Source organism: Nocardioides aromaticivorans, assembly GCF_013408525.1.
GTDB classification, from domain to species: domain Bacteria; phylum Actinomycetota; class Actinomycetes; order Propionibacteriales; family Nocardioidaceae; genus Nocardioides; species Nocardioides aromaticivorans.
In genome coordinates, this window is sequence record NZ_JACBZM010000001.1 from 1,641,418 (window position 1) to 1,666,188 (window position 24,771).

The 24,771-nt window shown below is 71.4% G+C and carries 26 protein-coding genes; 11 read left to right on the forward strand and 15 right to left on the reverse strand.

What is annotated here, in order from left to right; translation table 11 throughout:
• Nucleotides 1-146: 146 nt before the first annotated feature.
• The gene (locus BJ993_RS07710) at nucleotides 147-749 is read left to right on the forward strand and encodes a TetR/AcrR family transcriptional regulator (RefSeq protein ID WP_179648308.1); all 603 of its coding nucleotides are present in this window, start codon (nucleotides 147-149) and stop codon (nucleotides 747-749) included.
• A 29-nt stretch (nucleotides 750-778) separates the two neighbouring features.
• Here the strand turns inward: BJ993_RS07710 and BJ993_RS07715 are convergent, their stop codons facing one another.
• The 7 genes from BJ993_RS07715 to BJ993_RS07745 form a co-directional block, all read right to left on the reverse strand.
• Nucleotides 779-1,966, reverse strand: a complete 1,188-nt coding sequence (locus BJ993_RS07715) for a DUF5005 domain-containing protein (protein WP_179648309.1) — start codon at nucleotides 1,964-1,966, stop codon at nucleotides 779-781.
• Between the two features lie 14 nt (nucleotides 1,967-1,980).
• Entirely contained in the window at nucleotides 1,981-3,444 is a 1,464-nt protein-coding gene (locus tag BJ993_RS07720) for an MFS transporter (RefSeq protein ID WP_218864630.1), read from the reverse strand.
• A 60-nt stretch (nucleotides 3,445-3,504) separates the two neighbouring features.
• A complete protein-coding gene (locus BJ993_RS07725; RefSeq protein WP_179648311.1) occupies nucleotides 3,505-5,067 on the reverse strand; it encodes a bifunctional 3-(3-hydroxy-phenyl)propionate/3-hydroxycinnamic acid hydroxylase in 1,563 nt (520 codons plus the stop codon).
• Nucleotides 5,064-6,980, reverse strand: a complete 1,917-nt coding sequence (locus BJ993_RS07730) for an acyl-CoA synthetase (RefSeq protein WP_179648312.1) — start codon at nucleotides 6,978-6,980, stop codon at nucleotides 5,064-5,066. Before BJ993_RS07730 ends, BJ993_RS07725 begins: the two co-directional genes overlap by 4 nt.
• A complete protein-coding gene (locus BJ993_RS07735; RefSeq protein ID WP_179648313.1) occupies nucleotides 6,977-7,930 on the reverse strand; it encodes a fumarylacetoacetate hydrolase family protein in 954 nt (317 codons plus the stop codon). Before BJ993_RS07735 ends, BJ993_RS07730 begins: the two co-directional genes overlap by 4 nt.
• Entirely contained in the window at nucleotides 7,927-9,060 is a 1,134-nt protein-coding gene (locus BJ993_RS07740; protein ID WP_179648314.1) for a VOC family protein, read from the reverse strand. The genes BJ993_RS07735 and BJ993_RS07740 overlap by 4 nt, the downstream gene beginning before the upstream one ends.
• 86 nt (nucleotides 9,061-9,146) lie before the next feature.
• Nucleotides 9,147-10,073, reverse strand: coding sequence for an MCE family protein (locus BJ993_RS07745; protein WP_308645511.1), 927 nt, complete (start codon nucleotides 10,071-10,073; stop codon nucleotides 9,147-9,149).
• Nucleotides 10,074-10,299: 226 nt separating this feature from the next.
• Here BJ993_RS07745 and BJ993_RS07750 point away from each other — a divergent pair, with 226 nt between their 5' ends.
• The gene (locus tag BJ993_RS07750; protein WP_308645512.1) at nucleotides 10,300-10,977 is read left to right on the forward strand and encodes a TetR/AcrR family transcriptional regulator; all 678 of its coding nucleotides are present in this window, start codon (nucleotides 10,300-10,302) and stop codon (nucleotides 10,975-10,977) included.
• A 61-nt stretch (nucleotides 10,978-11,038) separates the two neighbouring features.
• On the opposite strand, the gene BJ993_RS07755 is transcribed toward BJ993_RS07750, so the two are convergent.
• The 6 genes from BJ993_RS07755 to BJ993_RS07775 form a co-directional block, all read right to left on the reverse strand.
• Nucleotides 11,039-12,541, reverse strand: coding sequence for an FAD-dependent monooxygenase (locus tag BJ993_RS07755; protein WP_179648316.1), 1,503 nt, complete (start codon nucleotides 12,539-12,541; stop codon nucleotides 11,039-11,041).
• Nucleotide 12,542: 1 nt separating this feature from the next.
• The gene (locus BJ993_RS07760) at nucleotides 12,543-13,346 is read right to left on the reverse strand and encodes an alpha/beta fold hydrolase (RefSeq protein ID WP_218864631.1); all 804 of its coding nucleotides are present in this window, start codon (nucleotides 13,344-13,346) and stop codon (nucleotides 12,543-12,545) included.
• 74 nt (nucleotides 13,347-13,420) lie between these two features.
• Nucleotides 13,421-14,233 carry an alpha/beta fold hydrolase gene (locus BJ993_RS07765; protein WP_218864632.1) on the reverse strand — a complete coding sequence of 271 codons (813 nt, stop codon included), beginning with the start codon at nucleotides 14,231-14,233 and terminating at the stop codon, nucleotides 13,421-13,423.
• 65 nt (nucleotides 14,234-14,298) lie between these two features.
• The gene (locus tag BJ993_RS25345; protein WP_218864633.1) at nucleotides 14,299-14,541 is read right to left on the reverse strand and encodes a hypothetical protein; all 243 of its coding nucleotides are present in this window, start codon (nucleotides 14,539-14,541) and stop codon (nucleotides 14,299-14,301) included.
• Nucleotides 14,529-15,590, reverse strand: a complete 1,062-nt coding sequence (locus BJ993_RS07770) for an amidohydrolase family protein (protein WP_218864634.1) — start codon at nucleotides 15,588-15,590, stop codon at nucleotides 14,529-14,531. Before BJ993_RS07770 ends, BJ993_RS25345 begins: the two co-directional genes overlap by 13 nt.
• Nucleotides 15,591-15,734: 144 nt before the next feature.
• A complete protein-coding gene (locus tag BJ993_RS07775; protein WP_218864635.1) occupies nucleotides 15,735-16,352 on the reverse strand; it encodes a TetR/AcrR family transcriptional regulator in 618 nt (205 codons plus the stop codon).
• A 187-nt stretch (nucleotides 16,353-16,539) separates the two neighbouring features.
• On the opposite strand from BJ993_RS07775, the gene BJ993_RS07780 reads away from it, so the two are divergent.
• Both BJ993_RS07780 and BJ993_RS07785 read left to right on the forward strand, forming a co-directional pair.
• The gene (locus BJ993_RS07780) at nucleotides 16,540-17,760 is read left to right on the forward strand and encodes an MFS transporter (RefSeq protein ID WP_179648320.1); all 1,221 of its coding nucleotides are present in this window, start codon (nucleotides 16,540-16,542) and stop codon (nucleotides 17,758-17,760) included.
• 31 nt (nucleotides 17,761-17,791) lie between these two features.
• Nucleotides 17,792-18,223 carry a type II toxin-antitoxin system Rv0910 family toxin gene (locus BJ993_RS07785; protein ID WP_179648321.1) on the forward strand — a complete coding sequence of 144 codons (432 nt, stop codon included), beginning with the start codon at nucleotides 17,792-17,794 and terminating at the stop codon, nucleotides 18,221-18,223.
• Between the two features lie 47 nt (nucleotides 18,224-18,270).
• Here the strand turns inward: BJ993_RS07785 and BJ993_RS07790 are convergent, their stop codons facing one another.
• Entirely contained in the window at nucleotides 18,271-19,497 is a 1,227-nt protein-coding gene (locus BJ993_RS07790; protein ID WP_179648322.1) for a PucR family transcriptional regulator, read from the reverse strand.
• A gap of 127 nt (nucleotides 19,498-19,624) precedes the next feature.
• Here BJ993_RS07790 and BJ993_RS07795 point away from each other — a divergent pair, with 127 nt between their 5' ends.
• The 4 genes from BJ993_RS07795 to BJ993_RS07810 are packed head-to-tail and all read left to right on the forward strand — an operon-like array spanning nucleotide 19,625 to nucleotide 22,525.
• Nucleotides 19,625-20,812: a cytochrome P450 gene (locus BJ993_RS07795; RefSeq protein WP_179648323.1), complete on the forward strand. Its 1,188-nt coding sequence runs from the start codon at nucleotides 19,625-19,627 to the stop codon at nucleotides 20,810-20,812.
• Between the two features lie 5 nt (nucleotides 20,813-20,817).
• Complete coding sequence (locus BJ993_RS07800; RefSeq protein ID WP_179648324.1) at nucleotides 20,818-21,015, forward strand: ferredoxin; 198 nt, start codon at nucleotides 20,818-20,820, stop codon at nucleotides 21,013-21,015.
• Nucleotides 21,012-22,178 carry an NAD(P)/FAD-dependent oxidoreductase gene (locus tag BJ993_RS07805; protein WP_179648325.1) on the forward strand — a complete coding sequence of 389 codons (1,167 nt, stop codon included), beginning with the start codon at nucleotides 21,012-21,014 and terminating at the stop codon, nucleotides 22,176-22,178. The genes BJ993_RS07800 and BJ993_RS07805 overlap by 4 nt, the downstream gene beginning before the upstream one ends.
• On the forward strand, nucleotides 22,175-22,525 hold the full coding sequence (locus BJ993_RS07810) for a DoxX family protein (protein ID WP_179648326.1): 351 nt from the start codon (nucleotides 22,175-22,177) through the stop codon (nucleotides 22,523-22,525). Before BJ993_RS07805 ends, BJ993_RS07810 begins: the two co-directional genes overlap by 4 nt.
• A 13-nt stretch (nucleotides 22,526-22,538) precedes the next feature.
• Here the strand turns inward: BJ993_RS07810 and BJ993_RS07815 are convergent, their stop codons facing one another.
• Nucleotides 22,539-23,483 carry a 1,4-dihydroxy-2-naphthoyl-CoA synthase gene (locus BJ993_RS07815; RefSeq protein ID WP_179648327.1) on the reverse strand — a complete coding sequence of 315 codons (945 nt, stop codon included), beginning with the start codon at nucleotides 23,481-23,483 and terminating at the stop codon, nucleotides 22,539-22,541.
• A 72-nt stretch (nucleotides 23,484-23,555) separates the two neighbouring features.
• Between BJ993_RS07815 and BJ993_RS07820 the strand changes: the two genes are divergently transcribed.
• From BJ993_RS07820 to BJ993_RS07830, 3 genes are read left to right on the forward strand one after another with little or no spacing between them, the layout of a single operon-like run.
• Nucleotides 23,556-23,948, forward strand: coding sequence for a MerR family transcriptional regulator (locus BJ993_RS07820; RefSeq protein ID WP_179648328.1), 393 nt, complete (start codon nucleotides 23,556-23,558; stop codon nucleotides 23,946-23,948).
• Nucleotides 23,945-24,271 carry a thioredoxin gene (gene trxA, locus BJ993_RS07825; RefSeq protein ID WP_306457097.1) on the forward strand — a complete coding sequence of 109 codons (327 nt, stop codon included), beginning with the start codon at nucleotides 23,945-23,947 and terminating at the stop codon, nucleotides 24,269-24,271. Before BJ993_RS07820 ends, trxA begins: the two co-directional genes overlap by 4 nt.
• Nucleotides 24,272-24,321: 50 nt before the next feature.
• Complete coding sequence (locus BJ993_RS07830) at nucleotides 24,322-24,771, forward strand: nitroreductase family deazaflavin-dependent oxidoreductase (protein ID WP_036549707.1); 450 nt, start codon at nucleotides 24,322-24,324, stop codon at nucleotides 24,769-24,771.

Below are 24,771 nucleotides of genomic sequence, written 5' to 3' on the forward strand. Positions count from 1 at the left end.
TATCCAAGTGGAAAGTTCTTGGGAACAAGTAATCCGGATCACACTAAACTTGTCAAGTGGCAAGTTTCAGGCTCGGACAGGTCGGCTCTCACGGCGCCTTCCCTCGTCGAGCGTTCGATAGGTTGGAGGCGACCCCGAGGAGCACCATGAGCAACGAGTCATCCCGCGCCGTGCAGTACGGCGGCGGTCGCGAGGCGCTCCTGGAAGCGACGATTCGCGTCGTCGCCCGCGCGGGCCTGCGCAAGGTGACGAACAGGGTCGTCGCCGAGGAGGCTGGCGTCACCCACGGCTTGGTGAGCCACCACTTCGGCAACCGGGACAACCTGATCGCCGAAGCCCTGAGGTACGTCCTCGAGCGGAGCCTGGACAGCTCGACGCTCGAGTCCGGCACCGGCTCGATCGACGACTTCGCCCGGACCCTGGTCGAGATGGCGACCAGCGATGCCGACGGCCAGGCGTTCCAGTACGAGCTGATCCTGGAGAGTCGCCGGCGACCCGAGCTCCGGCCGCTGGTCGCCGGCCTCTACGAGACCTACCGGGACGCCACTCGCCGCGAGCTCGCGCGCATCGGGCTGGCCGACGTTCCGGGCCTGGACCACGCTGTGTTCGCCACGCTCGACGGGCTGGTCTTCCAGGAGCTGGCCGACCCCGACCCGGCACGCATGCAGTCGGCACTCGACGCCCTGCACGACCTCCTCCGCGCGGCCACGGCCTCGACGAACGCCACGGCGAGCGCTTCTCGGCGCTGACCGGGCGCAAGGTCCCTCGCCGGGACGGCCTATCCGTGCGGCCCCGGCAGGGCGACCCGGAGGAAGCGCGGGCGGTAGCGCCGCGGGTCGTCGCGGACGACCTCGAAGTCGGTGTTGCTGACGCTGTAGCTCACGACGACGGTGCCGGGCTCGGGCAGGAGGTCGGGGTGCGCCAGCGGCATGTAGCGGAGGGTGCCCGAAACGGCGTCCGACGGGATGGACGCCGACGCCGGCTGAACCGTGAAGGGTCCCGCCGCGCTCGGGGCGGTCCAGACGGTCAGGTCGGTGCCGAGGACCTCGTCCCTCTTGCTCAACGCGTACCAGGTCCGCCCCACCCGGAAGACGCTCAGCGTCTGTGACACTCCCCCGCGGTGGTCGATGAGCTCCACGGCGCTCCGGGCCCTCGCCGACCACGCCCGGCCGTCCCAGTACTGCCAGGTCGCGGGGTCGCCCACGGACTCGGGTCGGGTCCGCGCGACGCGGAGGTCGAAGCCGTTGAGTCCCGCGTCCGCAGGCCGGGAGGTGCCGTAGAGGTAGACCCATCCGCCGTCGACAACGGCGGCCGCTCCCCACATGGGCTGGTTCGTGTCGGCCCGGTCCGGTCCGATGTCGCGCACCGACTGCAGCTCGGGCACCCCTCCACGGGGTACGTCGAAGCGCGCCACCGCGGGGCCGAGGATCTCGAAGTCGAACACGCCCGAGCCACCGGTCGAGCGGACCCGCTGCAGCCCGACCCCGACGATGTCGTGGCCCTGGCGCTCGATGCGGGCGATCGACATCGGCCAGTAGCCGACCCCGTCCTCGCGGTCGGGCACGAGCGCACCGTGGTCATGGGGCATGACCACCTGTCCGCACCCGGGCGAGAAGACCAACATCGAGTTGCGCACGAAGCGCTGGCCGTCGAAGTCGCTCGCCCGGAGCGTGTCGCCGAAGACGAAGAGGCGGCGTCCGTCCTGCAGCTCGACGCTCGCGCCGACGTCGCCGCCGGCGAAGCCCTCGCTGCCGCGGGCCTTCGTCACGAACTCGTTGAGGGCCCGGACGGTCTCGAGGTCGCCGGTGTGGATGCAGGGCTCGAGGGCCGCGGAGGAGACCGCCGGGGAGGTCGTGGGCGGCGCGTCGTGGTCGTCGTCCGGCGCGCGCAGCACGAGCAGCGCGCCTGTCAGGGCCAGCGCCAGGATCACTCCCGCCGGCACGACGCGCCACGGGGACCAGCTCACGGTCCCATCCTGCATCACGTCGCGGTGGGCGGCTCACCTCGCCGGGGGGCCCGGAGCGCCGCGCCGATCGCGGAGACAACGAGGACCACGCAGATGACCAGGAGGGACGCCTCCAGGCCGTCCATGAACGCGAGCCTGACCGCATCCGCGAGCGAGCCCGCCTGCTCTCCGAGCTGGGCGGCCACGTGCAGTCCCGCGGCCGGCGAGTCCTGGACCGCTTCACGAGCCTCGGCGGGCAGGGCACCCAGGTCCGGCAGGTTGTCGGCGTACACGCTCCCGAAGACCGAGCCCATGACCGCGATCCCGACCGCCGAGCCGACCTCGCGCGTGGCGTCGTTGACCGCCGACGCGACCCCCTGCTGCCCGGCGCCGAGGGAGCCGACGATGGCGCTGGTCGCGGTCGACGTGGACAGGCCGATGCCGAGGCCCGCGACGAGGATCCCGCCGAGGAAGGGCAGGTAGCCCGCGTCGACGTCGAGGCGGGCGACCCAGAACAGGCCCGCCGCCAGCAGTGCGAGCCCGCTCGACATCACGACATTGGTACCGATGCGCTCGACCAGCCACGGCGTGACCCGTGAGGCAGGCAGGACGACGATCGCGACGGGGACCAGCGCCACGGCGGCCTCGAGCGGGCTGTACTCGAGGATGAGCTGGAGGTACTGCAGGCCGACGAAGAAGAACCCGAAGACGGCCATGAACTGCACGAGCACGGTGATGGCGCCGCTGCGGAAGCCGGGCCGGCCGAAGAGCCGTGGGTCCAGCAGCGGCTCGTCGTGGCGGGCCCCGAGGACGGCGTAGCCCGCGAAGCAGACGACGGCCACGACCGCCGTGACCATCACGACCGGCTCGGTCCAGCCCTTCTCGTTGCCCTCGATGATGGCGAACACCAGGGTGCCGATGGCGACCGACGAGAGGACGGCGCCGGCGACGTCGGGGCGGCCCTGGTCCTCGTCGCGCGTGTTCGGCGCCCAGGCGAGTGCCGCCACGGCGGCTGCGACGGCGACGGCGGCGGAGCCGACGAAGATCGACCGCCACGTCCACTGCTCGAGGAGGGCACCGGCAGCCAGCATCCCGAGGATCGCCCCGGCTGCCGCGACACCCGACCAGACGGCCACACCGCGGGCCCGCTGGTCCGCCGGGAAGGCAGCGGTGATCGTCGACAGGGTGCCCGGCATGATCATCGCCGCGCCCACACCCATGACGACCCGCCAGATGATCAGCGCGTCGCTGGTGTCGGCGTACGACGCCAGCAGCGAAGCGGCACCGAACACCACCGCACCGACGACCAGGACGTTGCGCCGCCCCCACCGGTCGCCGAGGGCACCGAGCGGCAGCACCAGCGCGGCGAGCGCGACGGTGTAGCCGTCCGCGATCCAGGTCAGGGCCGTCGTCGACGCGTCGAGGTCGACCGCCAGCTCCGGCAGGGCCAGGTTGAGGGCGGAGACCGACCCGACCACCAGTACCAGCGACAGGCACATCGCGAAGAGGGTCAAGTCGGTCGATCGGGATCCCTGCCGGGACTCGGTACGCAGCATCGTCTAGCTCCGTTGTGCTTGAAGGGTCGTTCGGGAACGGTTGAAGGGTGCGCGCCTGACGACGGCGTCCACCGTTCCCACGGTCATGACGGTCCGGTCCGGTCGCACCAGCGCCGCCTGGTGGCGGCCCAGCCAGCGGTCCAGCTCCGGGGTCTCCCGAGCGTCGATCACCACCGTGTCGTGGCACCGGAGGAGCTCGTCATCGCGATCGTCCGGAATCGCGCGCGACACGACCACCCAACGATCACCCGCGGCAGCGTCGAGGCGCTCCCCCGCCGCCACGACCGGGTTGGGACACAGCGTTCCGGCAAGGCCACGACCCGGTCGACGGCGGTCGACCAGCGACGAGCGGGACAGGGCCGGGGTGGTGCTGTCGAGGACGCGGCCGCGTACGCCGGGCAGGTGCACCAGGAGCGGGACGACGATCCCGCGCAGGCGGTCGCCGAGCGGCCCGCCGGCCGTCATGGCTCGTCCGACCAGGCTGGCGAGGCGGATCATGGCGCGCGCGTGCGGCGCACGCTCGGCCTCGTAGCTGTCGAGCACCTCGACCGGGAGGATGCCATCGACGACGGCCGCGACCTTCCAGGCGAGGTTGGCCGCGTCCCGGATGCCCGCGCCCATGCCCTGCCCGATGAACGGCGGGGTCAGGTGCGCGGCGTCGCCGAGGATGAAGACCCCGTCCCGGTGCCAGCGGTCGGCCAGTCTCGCCCGGAAGGTGTACTCCGCCAGCCGGACGAGCTCGAAGTCGGTCGTGTCGGTGTCCCACGGGGCCAGCAGCGGCGCCAGCGCGTCGAGATCCTGGTAGTCGGCCGCCGACTCGTCGTCCCGGAGTGCGAACTCCCACCGGTGCCGGGTCTCGCCCATGCGGGTGTAGGTGGCGGCGCGGTTGCTGTCGCAGACCTGGTGGACGCCACCCCAGTGCCCGAGGTCGCGCGGCGTCACGATGTCCACCACGAGCCAGCGCTGGTCGCCGAGCCCGAGGTCCTGCATCGTCGATCCGATGGCGGCACGGACGGTGCTGTTCGCGCCGTCGCACCCGAGGACGAACCGCGGACGGACCCGGTGGACCTCTTGGGTGCCGAGGTCGACGTACTCGACCTCGGGGCGGTTCTGGCCGTTCGGTCGGACCGCGCGGACCTCGACGTCACCCCGGAAGCCCACCAGGGGCAGCTCACGCATCCGGGCACGCAGGACGGTCTCGAGCTCCGGCTGATCGAACATGTTGGCCTGTGGATAGCCGTTGGACGTGCAGGGGACCGTCCGGTCGAACTGGGCCAGCGCGACATGACGAGGCGAGAGCAGCCTCAGGCCGGCTCCGGCGATCGTGATGCGGTTGACCTGCTCGGCCACACCGAGGCGGGCGAGGATCCGGTAGACCTCGTCATCGAAGTGCGCCGCGCGTGGCTGGGGGAACACGTCGGGCCAACGGTCCAGGACCAGCGTCCGGACTCCTGCCTGGCCGAGGAGGATGGCGGCCGTGACCCCGGTGGGACCAGCGCCGACCACGACAACATCTGGCTCCTCGGACGGCCCCCCGCCGTGCCGGACACCGGCCGCCGCGGTCACGACGCGACCACCTCGCTGGCCAGGGCGAACTGGTCCAGCAGGTCGCGGACGGCGACGGCATCGGCGTCGGGCCCGACGGTGACGACGACACGGACCGATCCGTCGGCCACGAGACCCTCGATGCCGGTCACGCCGACGAGGTCCGCGAGGGCGTCCTCGACGGCCCTTCGTGCGGCATCCGCGCGCAGGGCGAGCTTGTAGGGCTTGCCGACGTCGGTGACCGGAAGGGCGTCGAGGATGGTGACGGACTTCGGCCTTGCCGCGGGCTCCAGGCTGGACGCAGCGACGAAGGCCTCCAGGTCCCCGGCGCTGGTCTCGGTCCCTGCCGCGACGGTGACGTAGGCGACCGGGACCTCGCCGGCGCGGGGGTCCGGTCGACCGACAGCGGCTGCGTCGGCCACGGCGGGGTGGGCGCGCAGCGCGTCCTCGATGGCGGCGGGGTCGATGTTGTGCCCGCCCCGGATGATCAGGTCCTTGGCCCGGCCGGTCAGGTGGAGGAAGCCGTCGTCGATGCGCGCCAGGTCGCCCGTGTCGAGCCAGCCGTCGCGGACCTTGCCGAGGTGGTCCAGGACGAAGCCGTCGTCGCCCCGGCCGGTCACGTAGCCCGCGAACACGGTCGGACCACCGATCAGGAGGGTGCCGACAGCGCCCGCCGGTACGTCGGTCCACGAGCCGTCCGGCGCGACGTCGACCACGCGCAGCTGCTGGTAGGGCAGTCGCTTGCCGACCGACCCCGGACGGGGGTCGGACACGAAGGAGCGGGCGCTCGCGCAGGTGCCCTCGGTGAGGCCGTAACCCTCCAGCAGGGGGACGCCGGTGTGGTTCTCGAACGCGGTGCGCACGGCCGGTGGAAGGGCGGACGCCCCGACCACGGCGAAGCGCAGTGACGAGATGTCGGCGTCGACCGGGCATCCGGCCAGTACGGCGTACACCGTGGGGACGGCGCTCATGGTGGCGACGGAGTAGTGCTCGACGATCTTCCAGATCTCGCTGTACAGGGCGGGATCGCGGTAGCCGAGCGGGCCGGCCCACACGACGCGCTGCCCCTTGAGCATCGGCGCGAGCATCGTGACGTGCAGGGCGTTGACGTGGAACAACGGCAGTGCGCCGAGGATGGTCGCCGGCTCGCCGCTGGTGTCGGCGGTGGAGTCGGCGGTGGAGTCGGCGGCGATGAGCCACGCGTCGATGACCTGGTTGGCGTGGGTGTGCGCGGCCAGCTTGGGGATGCCCGTCGTGCCGCCGGTGTGGAAGACCGCGGCGATGTCGCCGGAGGTGTGCGGGTCGTCGTAGCCGGGCTGCTCGGCCGCGGCCGCGTCGGCCAGGTACTCGACCGCGACGTCACCGTCGACGTCAGGGTGCGCAGCGACAGGCGTGCGGGTGCGGTCGGTCGGGTCGAGCAGGTACAGGTGGTCCAGGTGACCCGCGGCGGCGAGCCCGGAGACCTTGTCCCAGATCCCGCCGTCGAGGTCGGACGAGGCCACGACGGCGTGCCGCACACCGGCGCGCTCGAGGAGCGTGGCGAGGTGCTCGGCGCTGAGACCCCCGTTGAGCGGGACGGCGACACCGGCCGCCTGGACACCCAGCATCGCGGGGACGAGCTGCAGGCAGTTCGGGGCGACGATCGCGACCGGGGTGGTGGGTGTGACGCCTCGGCGCACGAGCGCGTTGGCGACCCGGTCGACGCCGTCCAGCAGCTCGGCGTAGGTGAGGCTGGCCGCCTCCCGCCACCGGGTCGCGTCCGGCATCACGCTGACTGCGACGCGCTCCGACCACTGCCCGGCCGCGCGCCGGAGGACCTGGTACGTCGTGGCCGGCAGGTCCCGCTCGGCCAGCGGGACGGCCTCGATCCTCTCCACGTCCTCCGGGGCCTCGAACGTCGGCCAGGCGGTGGGGAGTGCCGTCGGCGCACTCACCGGTCGGCCTCGGACGCGTACCGGACCGTCGTGCGCTGTCGTCCGAGGTCCAGCTTGCCGTCGAGGGTCGCGACCTGGATCTCGACCACGTCGCCGTCCGCGAGGTACGCCGTGTTCCTCGCCTGCGCCTTGAAGAAGGCCTTCCACTTGGTGGCCGGCGGGAGCAGCGCTCCGATGATCTCGACCGGCTTGCGCGGGGCCTTCAGCGCCGTGCCGCCGGGCGTCCCCGTGAGGACGAGGTCGCCCGGGGACAGCGGCTGGAAGCGCGTCAGCCCCTGGAGCGCTTCGACCGGCTTGTAGAGCATGTCCTCGGCGACGACCGCGTCCTGCCGGACCTCGCCGTTGACCCACAGCTGGAGCCGCAGCTCCTCGAAGCGCTCCCAGTCACCGGGCTCCAGGACGACCAGCCGCGGGCCGACCGGGGTGAAGGTCGGATAGGACTTGGCCTCGAAGAACTGGGTCTTCGGCAGCTGCAGGTCACGGGCCGAGACGTCGTTGGTCACGACGAGCGCGGCGACGTGGTCGGCGATGTTCTCCTTGGTCAGTGTGGTCCCGACCGGGAGCTCCTTGCCGATCACCAGTCCGACCTCCACCTCGTAGTCGAGGAAGCGGACGTGGGACGGCTTGACGATGTCGTCGGCGGGTCCGCTGATCGAGTGCGAGGTCTTGCGGAAGAAGGTCAGCGGCACAGTGTCCGGGTTGAACCCGGAGTCCTTGATGTGGCTGACGAAGTTCGTCATCTGGGCGACGACACGGCACGGCGCGGTCACCGGCGCCTGCAGCCCGTCGCCGGGCAGGTCGCTCTCCTCGCCCGCGACGGCGAGGTCGATGGCCGCCCGGTCGGCGAGCAGCTCGGCGGTCGTGATCGCCGCGGTGTCGATGAGGGTGCCGGTGCGGTCCGACTTCTCGACGTACCAGCGGTCGGCGGTGCGGATGACGTTGATGCTCATGAGTTGGCCACCTTCAGGAGCCCGCGCAGGCGGGTCAGGTCGAATTCGTTGTCGGACCTCCGCAGGGCGGAGAGCATGGAGCGGGCCTCGGCCAGGGACTCGCGGCCGGGCTTGAGGCCCATGAAGTCGGCGGAGGCAGGCGGCCCCCACTGCGCGAGACCGGAGGCCGTCATGGGCGCCCACCCGGGCTCGAGGGTGTTGTCGAACAGGTCCCCGTCGGTGAAGTGCTCGACGAGGAAGCCGTTGTCGTCGCGCCAGTAGTCGAAGATCTGGCTGCCCTGGATGTGGCGACCGATCCCCCACGAGCGGTGGTAGCCCGCGTCCAGCAGGAACTCGCCGCCCGCGGCGAGCGCGTCGAGGTCAGCCACCTGGTACGCCGAGTGCACGTACCGCGCGCGAGGACCGAGGGTCATCGCGAGGGTGTGGTGGTCGGCGGGCTCGCTGCCACGGTCGCAGCGGATGAAGCTCATCGTCGGCCCCAGGGCCCGCTGGCCGTCGTAGTAGAGGAAGTCACTGACGATGAGGCCGAGGTGCTCGAGGTACCAGTCGAGCGCCGCCCGGTAGCGCGGCGTCTGGAGGACGACGTGGCCGAGCCGCTCGACCTTCGCGGGCTCCCGGGGCGGCCGCTGGGTGGCGTTCACGCGGGGGCGCCGGTCGCCGACGTTGTGGGCGAGCGGCTCCTGGCCCGGCAGCGCCGGGAGCGCGTGGCAACCGGTGACCACCCGGACCCGCGCGCCACTGGGGTCGCGGGCGTCCACGGTGAGACCGCCCAGGCTCTCCGGCAGTGGCGCCACCGGGACGTCCAGGTGGCCGGCGAGGCGGAGCAGGTCGGCGTCGTCCGCGGCGAGGAACGCAGGTCCGGTGAACCGGGAGCGTGCGCCACGCCGGACGATGACGGCGGGGGTCCCCGCCAGGGTGCCGCGCAGGTGGAGCTCGTCGCGGTCCTTGAAGCTGGTGGCGAACCCGAAGGCGTGCGCGAAGACCTCGGCGCCGTCGAGGTCCGGCTTCTCGAACTCGAGCCAGGCCAGGTCGCGCACCTTGATGACGGGGTTCCTCGTCCGGCCGGGGTGCTCGCCGGGAAGTGCTCCCTGCTCACTGTGCAGGTCGTTGTGCGTGTGATGGGTCGACACGGGCCCTCCTCTTGTCTGACGTAATCGTCAATCAAAAGGCGTCGATCGTCAAGGTCTGATGACGAATTCATCAGAAACGGCGGTCGTCACCCTGCCTTCCCCGCGGGAAGCGGCGGCAGGTTGAAGATGTAGCCGTCCAGCCACGGGCCGTTCCCGGCGACATTGGCGAAGAGCCGGGCAAAGGGCGCGAAGGCCATGAGGCTCGCTTCGACGTTGTCCTCGTTCTTGCGCAGCACGGCCAGGACCGAGTCGAGATGCTTCAGCGCCGGCGCGAGATCAGCCCGGCTGTCGGCGATCAGCCCGGTGAGCACACGACTCATGTCAGCAGTCGCGACGAGGAGCTCGTGGATGGCCTCCCGCCGGTCGACGAGGGCCCGGAACAGCACGTCGGCGTCGTCCATCAGCGCGACGATGTCATCGTCGCGGCTCGCCAACGCGCGGCTCACCCGGGCGAGGTCCTGGAGCAGCCGCTCGAGCTCGGCGTCGCGACCGGCCACCGTCCGCGCCAGCCCCGAGACCCCGCGGAGCGCAGCCCGGAACTCCTCCGGCGTGTTGCGGGTCAGGTCCGCGAGCGTGGTCAACGACGCGGCGAGCTGGTCCGTGTCGATCGCCGCCGCCCGGTCCGACAGGCCGCTGAACGCGTCGATCACGTCGTACGGCGCCGTCGTACGGGACAACGGGATGACATCGCCCTCGTCCAGCTCGCCCCGCCCGGCCGGCTCGAGCGCGAGGAACATCGCACCGAGGAGCGTGCGGACCTTGATGACGGCCCGGGTCTCCGAGCCGAGCTCGGCCGCGCCGTCCACGTCGAACCCGACGCGGACCCGTGCGTCGACGAGCTCGATGCTGGTCACCTTGCCCACCCGGACACCGGTCACCAGGACCGGGTCCCCCAGCTTGAGGCCGCCCAGGTCCGAGAACTCCGCGTAGTAGGTGTCGCCACCGACGAAGGGCAGGTCGCCCGCCCGGACGCCGGCAACGAGCGAGAGGCAGATTAGGAGCAACCCGGCCACACCGACCCGAATCGGGTCTCGATCCCGGAACGACCTCATCGCGCGGACACCGGGAGGCGGGGCGCTTCCTGCGCGCGCACGGGAACAGCGGACATGTCGTCTCCTTTTGCTTGACGCAATCGTCAATCACAGGCGAGCCGCGGTCAAGGTTCGTTGACGGATTCGTCATTCATCTCGCGCCGGGCGCTAGAGTGACCCGTCAGGCAGGCGAGGTGAGGAGCAACAGGTGTCGGAGGCGATGGCCAGGGCGGCGAGCGCACGAGGCGCACGGCAACGGGCCCAGACCAGGGCCGCCCTGATCAAGGCAGCCCAGCGGCTGCTCGCCGAGGACCGTGCGCATGTCGCGATCCTCGAGATCACCCAGCTCGCCGACGTGGGGATGGGGTCGTTCTACAACCACTTCGAGAGCCGGGAACAGCTGTTCGAGGCCGCTGTCGACGATGCCCTCGAGCAGCAGGGCGCTTTCCTCGACCTGGTCACCACTGACCTCGACGACCCCGCGGAGGCCTTCGCGCGGAGCTTCCGCATGGTCGGCCGCCTGCACCGCCTCGTTCCCGAGCTGAGCAAGGTGATGCTGTCCCACGGGGCCGCTCTGGTCGCCTCCGACCACGGCCTCGCCCCGCGCGCGCTGCGCGACATCGCGGCCGCCGTCGCCGCGGGCCGCTTCCGCGACGTCGAGCCCACCGCGGCGCTCCTCATCGTCGGCGGGGCCGCACTCACCCTGGGCGAGCACCTCCACCAGCATCCGGACGCCGACGACGCCGCCCTCACCGACACCGTCACGCAGTCCCTCCTCGTCATGCTGGGCCTGAGCATCGAGGAAGCACACGCTGTCGTCAGCCAGCCACTGCCGGGCCCCGGCGGCCCGCTGGACGAGCTGCTCGCCGAGATCCGGCCCGCCTGAGCTGGGCGCGCGGACGCGACCCTCTCTCGCGAGCGCACCCGAGGCCATCGCGACCGCTCCATCACCGCGGACACATCAACGCGCTCGCCCGGCGCAGCGCGGCCTGCCAGTCGCGAGTCGCGACATGGGCGACATATCCATCGGGACGAACCAGGATGTGCGCTGGCTGCCGGAGTCCGTACGCTGCCGTGACACCCGCGGCCCCTGCGGTCGGGATCGGCACCATCTCGAGCTCGGCTCCCTTGCTCGGCCAGGCGAGACCACCCAGCGCCTCGATCGCGGCATCCCCGACCGCAAGGAGCGTGAAGTGCGGTCCGCGGAAGGCGTCGAACAGCGTTCCCTGATGACCGTCGGGAAGCCGAAAGCGGGCATCCGGCGCGCGGTCGCCGGCCTGCACCGCGGAGTCGGTGGCACCGGGGATCTCCGTAGCAAGCGGCCCGCCGCGATAGCTCAGCTGCAGCTGGCGCTCCTCGTCGCCCCGCTTGGCCGCGGCGAGCGGTCGGTTCGAGATGCTCTGGTAGAGCACGCTGGACAGGCCGAGGACGCGGGCCGCGACCGGTCGACGCTCGGCCTCGTAGGTGTCGAGCAGCTCGTCCGGCGCGCCCGCGATCACCTGAGCGAGCTTCCATCCGAGGTTGTGGGAGTCCTGCACTCCGGTGTTGAGCCCCTGCGCCCCGGCCGGCGTGTGGACGTGCGCCGCATCGCCGACGAGGAAGGCACTGCCCGCGCGGTAGCGCTCGGCGAGGCGAACGTTGGGCCGGAACACCGAGGACCATGAGACGCCGCGAACCCGCAGGCCGGCGCGGCCCGTGGCCTCGCGGACCATTCGGTCGATGGCCGCCGGATCCCGCTCCGGCGTCTCCCCGCCCTTGAGGCGCAGCATGAGCTGGAAGCTGTCACCCGGCAACGGGCACAGGGCGACGAATCGGCCGCCGCTGCGTGGCCAGACGTGCCAGCGGTTGCGCGCGAGGCCCTCCACAACGACGTCGGCGACGATCATGCGATCGCCTTCGTCGGTGTCGCCCACGAAGGCGATCCCCGCCCGGCTCCGCACCGCACTGGCCCCACCGTCGGCGCCGACGATGTAGCGGGCACGAATCGCCTCTTCGCCCCGTGGGCCGACGACGGTCGCGACCACGCTGCCGCCCGTGGTCGGGCCGTCGTACTCCACCAGTCGGGTCGAGAACTCGACGGCGCCACCGAGGTCCGCGAGCCGTCGACGCAGGCAGGCATCCGTGTCGTACTGCGGGATGAGCCTGGTCTCCGGGTAGGGGACGTCGTCGGTCGGCTCGTGCCGGGCCATCATCCGCCACGGAATGGTCACGGGGCCGACGTGGACGCCGAGCAGCGGATAGCGGAGGGAGCGATCGAGGACGTCGTCGACGAGTCCCAAGTCGTCGAAGACCTCGAGTGTCCGTGGCTGCACGCCCTTGGCCCGCGAGCCGGAGAACCCGGCGTCGGCCGCGTCGATGATGCGGTGCCGGACGCCGCGCCTGGCCAGGTCGCAGGCCAGGGTCAGGCCGGCAGGGCCGGCGCCCACGATGAGTACGTCGAGCTGGGTCATCTCAGAGCTCCGTGAGGAAGGTGGTCAGCAGGCCGGCGAACTCGAGGGGTCGCTCGAAGGGCGCCATGTGGCCGCAGTCAGGGAGGTACTCCGCACGCGCCGGCCTCAGCAGCTCGACGGCCGGCGCGAGCCCGGTCGGCGGGGTCACCCGATCGTTGCCTCCCCAGACCAGCATCGTGGGCGGCAGTGCCCGCCGGGCGCTGTCGAAGAGGGCATGCTGGTCCGTGAGGGGAAAATGCTTCAGGGTCGAGGTCAACGCGTACATCGAGCCCTCGTACTGGAAGCCGTCCAGGACCAGCTGCCGCAGCCGCGACGCATCCTCCGCGGACTCGACATTGCGCGCGAGGTGGCGCAACAGGTTTCGGCGCAGCAGGTTCTTGCCGATCAGCGGGAGCACCGGACCGCGGTCGGGGAGCAGGGAGATCGGATTGCGTTCGGCAGCCAGGCCTGCCGGGCCGCTGAGCACCAGCGACGCTACGGATGCGTCCGCGGAACCGGCGTACGCGAGGGCGATCAGGGCACCCATGGACGAGGCCACCAGATGCTGGGGCGCCAGCTCCAGGTGCCGGACCAGATCGTCGAGCTGGCGCACGAACAGCTCGCGACCGTAGCGGCCGCGCACCCTGTCGGACATGCCGCGGCCATAGGCGCTGTAGGTGAGGGTGCGCAGGCCGCGATCGTGGAGCTCGCCGACCACGCCGTCCCAGAAGTCGAGTGGGATGGTCAGTCCGGGCACGAAGACGACCGTGGGCCCCGGCTCCGGTCCCGCGAGCTCGTAATGGGTCACGCCGTCGGACAGGACCACGAAGTCCCCGCGACGTCCGCGCCTCGCCGACGCATCGAGCCGCGCCGTCTCTCCCCGGGCGACAAAGTACCGCATCACTGCTCCTGCTCGTCGAGATCTCGGGAGAACCTCGTGATCGCGCCACTGATGACGTGAGGCGCCTCTGCGGGCATCAGGTGACCGACGTCGGGCAGGAGGACTTCTCGGCACCCCGGGATGTCCCGGCCGAAGTGCTGGCCGTCGACGAGGTCGCTCCTCAGGACGAGCGTCGGGGTCGAGATATCGACGAGCTCGCGAGACCGGTCGGGCTGCTCGGTGCCGGCGAAGTCGATGAGGGCCTGCCTGGCGTCCGCGCCCGACGTGAAGGCGTGGACGCGGTCGACCATGGCGTCGTCCATGACCGACGAACCGGGTCCGGCGAGGCGGACCAGGCTCCTGCGCGTCGCGGCAGGCGACCCGAGGTGGCGGACGAGCGGGCGCGTCAGGGGATGGCGCGCCAGTCGCAGGACCAGCGGCACCGACTTGTCGGGATATCCCGTGGCGTTCATCAGGACGAGGCCGGTGAGCCGGCCCGGATGGGAGAGCGCATAGGTCCATGCGACCTGTCCGCCGAAGGAGTGCCCGGCGAGCACGAAGCGCTCGAGGCCCACCGCATCAGCGAAGCGATCGAGGAAGGACACATAGGCGCCGACGGAGTAGTCGCGGTCGGGGCGCGGGCCCGTCACGCCGAACCCCGGCAGGTCGACCCGGACGACGTCGAAGTCGCGGGCGAGGATCGCCACTGCTGCATCGAAGATGTGCAGCGACGAGCCGCTGCCGTGGAGCAGCAGCAGCGTGGGCCCTTGACCCGTTCTGCGGAGGTGCACCTTCATGCCGTCGAGCTCGACGAGTGCCGAGGTCTCGTCCATGTACTCCATTGTGGTTACTCCGTATCCATTAAATGGGCATGCCCGGTCCCGTGCGGACGGGTGCACTAGGGCCGGCAGGACGTGAGTACGACGGAGCGCGCACCGGCGCGGGCCAACAGGCCCTCGGCGGACTCGGTCAGCCGCTCCACGACGTGGCGGACGTCGACACCCACGAGCTGCCCGTCGGCCTTGACCGTCCGCCCGTCGACGAGAACCGTCTCGACGTTGCTGGTGTCCATGTTCAGCACGGCGCCGGGGGCATGGAGGACCGGCCCGGCATTGAGTGCGCGGCCGTTCAGGACGAGCACGTCCGCGCGCTTGCCGGGGTCAGCGAACCGACGAGGTCGTCGACCTGAGCGGCCCGCGCGCCACCGATCGTGGCCATCTCGAGGATGTCCCGGGGCGACAGCAACCTCCCGTCGCGCCCGACATCCACCCCGCGGCTCGAGGCGACGTCGGCTCGCCCACCGCGGTGCAGCGCGTACGCCGCGCGCATCTGGGAGAAGAAGTCGACCGGCCCGATGCTGACCGCGTCGGTGCCGAGGCCCACGGTCACCCCGTGGTCGACAGCATCGTTGAGCGCAGGCGGCCCCATGGCCAGGGTCTGCTCGGCGATGCACGACGCGGAGACCTTCCCACCGGTACGGGAGATCGCCTGCCAGGTGGAGGCATCGAGCCCGAGGCAGTGGATGTACGTCAGGTGCGCTCCGAGCAGGCCGTCCTCCTCGAACTCCTCGAGCAGCCGGCCGAAGCTCGCGTCGTTGACGTGCGCGAAGACGGGCAGGACCAGATCCCGGGCGAGGCGGAAGAGGTCCTCGTCGACGTGATAGCCCAGGGCCAGCCGGATCAGGTCCGAGCCTGCGGCCCCGAGCAGGCGCCGGATGTCGTCGGGGTGGCTGTACCGGTCATCCACCTCATGGTCGCCGAACACCGGCGAGTAGCTGAAGACCGCCCGGATCCCCGAGCGCCGGATGCCCTCGAGCGCCGCATCCGTGTGCTCCGGTGTGTAGGAGCACTGCGAGGTGTCGACCACGGTGGTGGTCCCGGCCGCGAGGTTCTCGAGGGCTCCCCCCAGCTCCCCCCAGTACACGTCGGCGGGCGCGTACTGGTGGAACAGCGCATCCTCGCCCGTCCGCGACTGGAGGAAGTAGTCCATGTCCAACGCATCCGACCAGTAGTTGCGCAATGCGGTCTGGAACATGTGGTGGTGGGAGTTGACGAAGCCGGGCAGGACGATCTTGCCGGCACAGTCGATGACCTCGGCCTCAGCCGCCGGGATGCCCGATCCGACCTCCACGATGACGCCGTCATCGATCAGCACGTCCCCGGACTCAAGGTCACCCACGACCGGGTCCATGCTCAGCACGGTTCCCCCGCGCAGGAGTCTCCTGGCTGTCACAACGCACCTCAGATCCGCCGAAACCCTATAACGGATACACCGTATCCGTTATAGGCGACGGAGGTCAACCCTGGTGTCGCAGACCGCCGGGGCGACAGCCTGTCAGGCGGTCTCCTCGCGACCCCGAAGCACGGCGAGGCCCTCGATGATCAGGTCGAGGCCGAACTCGAACTCCGTCTCGATCGGCACCGGCATCAGGTCGGCGACCGTCGCAGTGGCGGGGAACCGCCGTCCATCGAGCGAGTCGATCTGCGCAGAGACCTCCGCGGCCTCCCGATCCCGGTCCGGCGCGGTCGACCCGCCCAGCTGCATGGCGTAGCCGAGGACGTGCCTGGAGATCGTGGTGTAGGCACCGACCGCGAGCTCACGGGAGAACCCGCGCTCGAGCAGCAGTGCGAGCGCACGCTCGCGCTGGACCATCGCGTGCGGACCGAGCGGGATGCGCTGCGCCAGCAGCGGGGCGGCGTTGCGATGCCTGCACAGCACGCGGAAGAGGGCGCGAGCCAGCTCACGACACGCGTCCTCCCAGCCCTCCGCCACCGCATCGGCGTCCACGCGGACCTCGCCCAGCACCCGGTCCGCGACCTCGGCGAGCAGTTCGGACCTTCCCTCGAAGTGTCGGTACAGGGTGGCCGTGCCGGAGCCGAGGCGTTGCGCCAGGGCACGCAGGGAGAGCGCGTCGAGGCCCTCGTCGTCGACGATGGCGAGGGCTGCCGCCACGATGTCCTCCCGCGGCACGGGCGGCCGTCCGGGCGAGCGTCGAGGGCCGGCAGCCGCGGAAGCGTGACGGAGGTCGGACACCTGCCCAGTATGGGTCGGCTTGACCACCGACACAATAACGGTTACAACGTATCCGTTATCAACAGGAAGGCCGACCTGCCGGGCGGCCGGCTGACGAGGAGTTCCCATGGGCGCCCGCCACGAGGTCCGGCGCGATCGCACACCGCGGCCGACGATCGCGCCCTGGCTGGTCGCCGCCGCGTTCGCGGCGACGATGCTCGGGACGACGCTGCCGACGCCGTTGTACGTCCTCTACCAGCGTCAGCTCGGCCTGTCGACGCTCGCGGTCACCGTCATCTTCGCGGCCTACGCCGCCGGAGTGCTCCTCGCGCTCCTCCTCTTCGGACGCGCGTCCGACGCGATCGGGTACCGCCGCACGCTGCTGCCGGGCCTGGCCTGCGCTGCCGCGAGCTCAGTCGCATTCCTCCTCGCCGACAGCTTCGAGGTGCTGATCGCGGCCCGCCTGCTGTCAGGTCTCTCGGCTGGCGTCTTCACCGGAACCGCAACCGCCGCGATCGTCGCGCTGGCGCAGGACAGGGAGCGCGCCGTCCTGGTCGCCACCGCAGCAAACATGGGAGGACTGGGCGCGGGTCCCGTCGTCGCGGGCCTCCTGGCGCAGTACGCCCACCACCCACTGCAGCTGACCTACGTCGTCCACCTGGGGCTTCTCACCATGGCCGCAGCCGGCATCTGGGCGATCCCCCGCCCGAGGGAGCCCGTCGGGGGAAGCGGCTTCCGCTGGGGAGCCCGGCTTTCCGTGCCACGCAGCGCGAGACTCGTCTTCGCACGCTCGGCAGTTGCGGTCTTCGCCGGATTCGCCATGCTCGGGCTGTTCACGGCCGTGGTGCCGCTCTTCCTCGCGCAACTGCTCCAGCTCCCGAACCCTGCCCTGGCTGGACTGGTCGTCGGAGCGCTTTTCGGCGCATCGACCTTCGGACAGGTCGTCGCACCGCTCCTGGGCACGCGCGCGCCTCGGGCCGCGGGCACCGCGCTGACCCTCGGCTCACTCGCGCTGGCCGTTGCCGTCGCCACGACGGATCTCACCCCCCTGCTGGTGGCGGTCCTGCTCGCCGGCACCGGCCAGGGCATCACCTTCCGGACGTCCGTCGCGCTGCTCCAGGACGCAGCGCCCGCACATCAACGCAGCGAGATCACGTCCAGCCTGTTCGTGGTCGCCTACGTCGCGATCTCGGCCCCGATCCTCGGCGAGGGCCTCGCTGCCCAGGTCGTGGGTCTGCAACCGGCCGGCATCGGATTCAGTCTCGCTGTCGCAGCGGTGGCCGCGTCGGCGACCTGGAGCCTTGCAAGGATCCCGCCCACCCGCGCGGCCCCCGACTGCTCGCCATGAGCACGTCCCACCCACACCAAGGAGAAGAAGAATGCGAACCGTCGAAGCCAGCGCCACCGTCCCTGCGGATCCGGGGCAGCTGTGGCCCTTCATCAGCGAGCCGCCGCGGTGGGCCGAGTGGCTCACCATTCACAAGTCCTGGAAGAGCGATCCTCCGCCGGTAGCGGTCGCGGGCGCCAAGGCGACAGCGTCCGCGACGGCGATGAACATGCCGATCAGCATCGACTGGACCTTCGAGGAGGTCGATCCGCAGCGGTCCGTGCGCATGAGCGGGGTCACGCGGGCCCGGGTCGAGCTGGCCCTCACGATCCGCCTGATCCCCGGCGACGGCGGCACCCGCGTCGACCTCGTCACCAGTGTCGACGGCGGGATGATCGACGGCCCCATGGGCATCGTCTTCAAGAACGCCCTGAGCGCGGCGCTCCACAAGTCGCTCAGGAAGCTGGGGGAGATTTCCGGATAGTGGCCACGGGCGTGGGGGCCGGGCACATCGGCCACGCCTCGCCGCACTCAGGCCACCAGGATCCGGGCGATCTCGAGCGCGAGGGACACCTCGAGCGTGCGGTCCGCGAGCGGCTGCGGCAGGAGGTCGCGAGCGCGCTCGAGCCGCGCGGCGACCGTGTTGCGGTGGGCGAACTCCAGCTGAGCGGTCCGGCTCAGGTTGCACTCCTGGCGGAGGTAGGTCCGCAGCGTGGCGCGCACCTCCGCCGGAGCGTCGGCGAGCGGGCCGAGGGTCCGCGCGACGAAGTCGCGGGCCTGGTCCTCGTTGGCGCTCGCGAGGGCCAGGACCTCGACCTCGTCGTACGACGTCAGCGAGCTCCGCAGGGGCAGGCGGCGGGCCAGCCGCTGGGTGGCGGCGGCCTCCTGGTGGCTCTTGCGGAACCCGGCGAGCCCCGCAGCCGGGCGTCCGAGCGCCACCCGTATCCCGTCCATCGGTTGCAGGCGCTCCGAGACGCCGGACGACGCGCCGCCCGAGAGCCAGACCCACGCCGTCGACGGCGCGACGCGAAGGGTCAGCGGACGGGCGGCGCCGGACATCCGGGCGAGGTCGTTCGTGACCGACTCGATAGCGCCATCCGTCACGGCCTCGTCGGACCAGACGATCGCGGCGGCGTGGGCACGCTCGACGTCGTACCCGAGGAGCTGCGTGGCGCGACGCTCGGAGATCGGGGCGCCTTCGAGGATCAGCGCCACGGCCTCGGCCCGCGCGGCGCTCGCCGCGTCGCGCAGCTGCGCCCGGTCGGCGCGGATCGTCGCGGTGATGCCCTCGAGGGTGTCCTCGACGTAGGCGAAGATGGACTGGGACATCAGCACGAGGAGCTCGTGCAGTGCCTCGTGGTCGTCGGTCACGCGGAACGCGACATCGGTCGCCGTGCGCAGCGCGAGGTTCTGCCCGGTGCGGAACCCGCTCAGGATCGTCTCGTCGAAGCCGTGCCGGACCACGTCCCTGGCGAAGTCGAGGTTCTCCGGGCTGAGGTTCGCGGGCACCGGCAGGCCGGGCTTGCGCATGTTGGCCAGCGCCCACACCATCACGTTCGACCGTCCGGCAGCGCGCAGCGCATCACCCAGCCCCGGCGCGAGCTCGAGCAGCTCCCGGTTGACCTCGAAGCTCGCCGCGTCGATGGCCGCCAGGAGCTCGTCGGCCTCCTCGAGCATGACCTCGACGGCTCGCCGCAGGAGGGTGGCGATGGCGGGCGGCGGCGGATCCCACTCCCTGGCCAACGACCGGGACGTCACGCCGAGCCTCGCTCGCACTGTGCGTCATGCATGGTCACGCCAGCAATCTACAGCGTGATGCCCTTCTGGCGCGGGGGATGCGCGGTTGACACTCGTCACGCACCAGCAGCCACGGAGGAGAGCACCCATGCCGCACAGGCCCGTACCGACGGACACCGGAAACCTCTACTCGCGCTCGGCGATCCTGCATCCCTATCCCCACTACCAGCGCCTGCGCTCGCTGGGCCCCGTGGTCTGGCTCCAGCGACACAAGGTGTACGCACTCCCCCGCTACGCCGAGTGCAAGACCGTCCTGCTCGACGACACGACCTTCGTGTCGGGCCGGGGCGTGGGGCTCAACCCGATCTCGAACCGCTTCTCGCGCGGCACGACCCTGAACAGCGACGGCGCCGAGCACGCCGAGCGGCGCAGCCTCGTGGCGCACCGGCTCACCCCCCGTGCCCTCCGGGCGCTGCAGGAGCAGGTCGACGAGCAGGCCGGGCTCGTCGTCGCCGACGCCGTCCAGCGCCGGCACGTGGACGGCGTCGAGGAGCTGGCGATGGCGCTGCCCATGTCGATCGTCCCCGACCTGATCGGGTGGCCGGAGGAGGGCAGGGACCGCCTCCTGGCGTGGGGTGCCGCAACCTTCGACGCGCTGGGCCCGATCAACGGGCAGTCGGTCCGCAGCATCCAGCCGACCCTGCAGATGCTGCGCTACGCACGCACCGTCGCCCAGCAGCGCACCCTGCAGGAAGGCAGCCTCGGGGCGGACCTCCTGAAGGCCGTCGACGAAGGGCGCCTGGACGCATCCGGCTGCCCCAAGCTGCTGGTCGACTACCTGGCACCGTCGATCGACACCACCCTCAGCGCCATCGCCAGCGCGCTGTACCTGTTCGCGCAGCACCCCGACCAGTGGCAGGCCCTGCGTGCCGACCGCGGCCTGCTGTCGAACGCGATCAACGAGGTCGTCCGGCTGGAGTCGCCGCTGCGGGCCTTCGGCCGCCAGCTCGCCGAGGACACCTCCCTCGCCGGCACCGACCTGCCCGCGGGCAGCCGGGTCCTCGTCATGTACGCCTCTGCCAACCGGGACGAGTCGGCGTGGACCGATCCGGCAACGTTCGACATCACCCGCGAAGCGAGCCACCAGCTCGGGTTCGGCCACGGCACGCACGGATGCGCCGGGCAGGGCCTGGCCCGGCTGGAGATCCGGTCCATCCTCGGGCACCTGCTCGACCGGGTGGAGCAGATCCGGCTCACCGGAGAGCCGACCTGGGCCGTCAACAACATCATCCACCGCCTCGAGCACCTCCCGCTCGAGCTGATCCCCGCAGGGTGACCACCATGAGGATCCACGTCGAGTACGACCGGTGCGAGGGCCACGGCCTCTGCGCCGAACAGGCACCGCAGCTCTTCAGCCTCGATGACGACGCCGAGCTGACCTATCACGCAGAGGGTTCCGACGTCCCCGCTGACCAGCAGGCGCCAGCGCGAGCGGCCATCGCGTCGTGCCCGGTCGCCGCGCTGCGGGAGACCTCGTGACTCGGCCCGGAGCCGTGGTGATCGTCGGCGAGTCGATCGCCGGCCTGACCGCCGCTCGCGAGCTCCGCGCCCAGGGGTACGACGGGACCGTGACCATCATCGGGAGCGAGCCCGAGGGCGCGTATGCACGGCCGCCGCTGTCCAAGGCCGTGTTGAAGGACGCTTCAGGCGAGACCGGGCTCTCCTACCCGTGCGCGGACCTCGACCTCCGGCACGTCCGCTCCCCCGCCGTCGCACTGGACGCCCCCGGCCGGGTCGTGACGACCGACGACGGACGAGCCGTGCCGTACGACGCCCTGCTCGTCGCGACCGGCGCGACGGCGCGACGACTGGCGACCCCGGACCAGCGCGGCGAGCTCGTGCTGCGCACCCTCGCGGACGCACGCGCGATCCGGGAACGGATGGACCACGCTGCGTCGGTCATCGTCATCGGCGCCGGCTTCCTCGGCATGGAGGTGGCCAGCGCGGCCGCCGCGAGGGGACTGGACGTCACCGTCATCGACACCGAGCCCCCGCTGCGCCGGCTGCTCGGCTCGTACCTCTCGGACCGCCTTGCGGCCCACGCGGCGGCCCGAGGAGTCCGGACCCGCCAGGTCTCCGGCCCCGTCGAGCTTGCCGGAACCCCGGTCCGCGGGGTGACACTGCCGGACGGGGACACGCTGACGGCGGACCTCGTCGTCACGTGCGCCGGCGACCTCCCCGCGGTCGGATGGCTGTCCGGCACTCCGCTGGCAGATCCTGCGGGCATCGCGATCGACGAGCGCTGCTCGACCTCGGTGCCCGGCGTGTTCGCCGCGGGAGACGTCGCCCGCCTCAGCCCCTCCGCGGGCTGCAGCGGCAGCCGCGCGCCGTTCTGGTCCAATGCGGTCGCGCAGGGCAAGGTCGCCGCTGCCTCCATGCTCGGGCAGGACAGCCCGCTGCGGCCGACCGACGACTACTTCTGGACGGAGATCCTCGGGCTCTCCATCAAGGTCGCCGGCCCTCTTCCGCTCACCGGTGCGCCCGCGTCGGTGGACGGGGACGTCCAGGCGGGCGACGCCATCCTGCGCTGGGACCGACCCGGACAGCGGACGACCGCCGTCGCCTTCGGCCGCAAGGTGCCGGTCGGCCGGCTCCGCGCCCTCGCCCGCGACAGCGCTTCGAGCCACAAGGAGAAGTCATGAACACCACGGCCGTCCTCACCGCCCTCCTCGCGGTGCCCTTCACTGCCATCGGCGCCGCGAAGCTCGCCGCCGTCCCGTCGATGCGGGCCCGAGCCGCACACGTCGGTCTCGGCGTCGACGCGTACCGGGCCATCGGTGCGCTGGAGCTCGCCGGCGCGGCGGGACTGGTCGCCGGGGCCGCGGTTCCTCTGCTCCGCATCCTCGCCGCCCTCGGCCTCCTGCTCCTGCTGGTCGGAGCGGTGGTCGCCCACCTGCGCGTGAAGGACGGGCCGAAGGAGATGGCTCCCGCCCTCGTGCTCGGAGCCCTGGCGGCCGCGCTCCTCGTCCTGAGCGTCCTCAACTACTGATCAGGGCGGGGCGTCAGTAGTACCAGGGGTACGGCGACCAGTCCGGCTCCCGCTTCTCCAGGAACTGGTCCCGCCCCTCCTGCGCCTCGTCCGTCATGTAGGCCAGCCGGGTGGTCTCGCCGGCGAACAGCTGCTGGCCGACGAGGCCGTCGTCGAGCAGGTTGAAGGAGTACTTGAGCATCCGCTGCGCGGTCGGGCTCTTGCCGTTGATCAGGCGGCCCCACTCGAGCGCGGTGGCCTCGAGCTCGGCGTGGGGCACCGAGCGGTTGGCCGCACCCATGCGGACGGCGTCGTCGGCGTCGTACGTCTGACCGAGGAAGAAGATCTCGCGGGCGAACTTCTGGCCGACCTGACGGGCGAGGTACGCCGAGCCGTAGCCGCCGTCGAAGGAGCCCACGTCCGCGTCGGTCTGCTTGAAGCGGGCGTGCTCCTTCGAGGCGAGGGCGAGGTCGCAGGTGACGAAGAGGCTGTGGCCGCCGCCGGCCGCCCACCCCGGTACGACGCACAGCACGACCTTCGGCATGAACCGGATCAGCCGCTGGCACTCCAGGATGTGCAGCCGCGCGAGCTTCGCCTTGTCGATCGCGCTCGGCTCCTCGGCGCCGGTGTCGCCGGAGCCGATCTCCTTGTCCTCGTACTGGTAGCCGGCCCGGCCGCGGATGCGCTGGTCGCCGCCGGTACAGAAGGCCCACTTGCCGTTCTTGGCGCTCGGGCCGTTGCCGGTGAGGATCACGCAGCCGACGTCGGCGGACTGGCGCGCGTGCTCGAGGGTGCGCAGCAGCTCGTCGACGGTGTGCGGCCGGAAGGCGTTGAGCACGTCAGGCCGGTCGAACGCGATCCGGACGGTGCCGTGCGCGCGCGCCCGGTGGTAGGTCAGGTCGGTCAGGTCCTCGAACCCGGGGACCTCCACCCACTGGGTGGGGTCGAACGTCTCGCTCACGCCCTCGATCGCACTCATGGACCGAACGCTAGCGGCTGCCGAGATCGAGCCTTGACCTTGACCCCAGGGGCAAGGTCTACCGTCGTACGCGTGCTCATCAAGGACCTCGCCGAGCAGGCCGGCGTCAGCGTCAAGGCGGTGCGCTACTACGAGTCGCGCGGCCTGATCACGCCCGACCGGGCGCCCAACGGCTACCGCGAGTACGACGCCGCCGACGTCCTCGTCGTCCGGGAGATCCGCGCGCTGCTCTCCCTGGGGCTGACCGCCGACGAGACGGTGCCCTTCGTCGAGTGCCTCCGCGCGGGCAACGACCGCGCGGACGTCTGCCCGGCGTCCCTCGACGCCTACCGGCTGCGCATCGCCGAGATCGACCAGCGCATCGAGGAGCTGCGCCGGCTGCGCGGCGAGCTGTCCGGGCTGCTGCACGACGCCGAGAGCTACACCCCCGACACCACCGAACCCGACACCCAGGAGACGAGATGACCCTGCAGGAGATCACCGACGCCGACTTCGAGCACGAGGTGCTCGCGTCCGACCAGCCGGTGCTGGTGGAGTTCTGGGCGCAGTGGTGCGGTCCGTGCCACCAGGTCGCGCCCGTGCTCGCGAGCATCGCCGACGAGCGCGCCGGAGCGCTACGCGTCGTGAAGCTGAACAGCGACGAGAACCCCGTCACCTCGGCCCGCTACCGCGTCATGGGGTTGCCGACGATGATCGTCTTCCGCGACGGCGAGCCCGTGCACGAGCTGCGCGGCGCACGCCCGAAGGCGGCGCTGGACCGGGAGATCGACCACGCGCTGGCGGTCTGAGGCCGGGCGCTCGCTGGAATAGCGCCGATCCGCGTGGTCTTGTGGAGGTCATGGCACTTCAAGGTGAGTACGAGCCGAGCAGTCAGAAGTGGGTCCGCGACCAGGTCGCGGCGTACGAGGCCTCCGGCGGCCGGGAGGCGAACACCCTCCAGGGCGGCAAGGACCCGATCGTCGTGATCACGAGCGTCGGCGCGAAGTCCGGCAAGCTCCGCAAGAACCCCGTCATGCGGGTCGAGAAGGACGGCGTGTACGTCGCGATCGCGTCCAAGGGCGGCGCGCCGGACAACCCGAGCTGGTACGCCAACTTCGTGGAGCACCCCGTCGTCGACCTGCAGGACGGACCGGAGCCCAAGCCCTACCGGGCGCGGATCGCCGAGGGCGACGAGCGGAACAAGTGGTGGGCGCACGCCGTCGCGACCTGGCCGACCTATGCGTCGTACCAGGAGAAGACGGACCGGGAGATCCCGGTGTTCGTGCTGGAGCCGGTCGAGGCGGCCTGA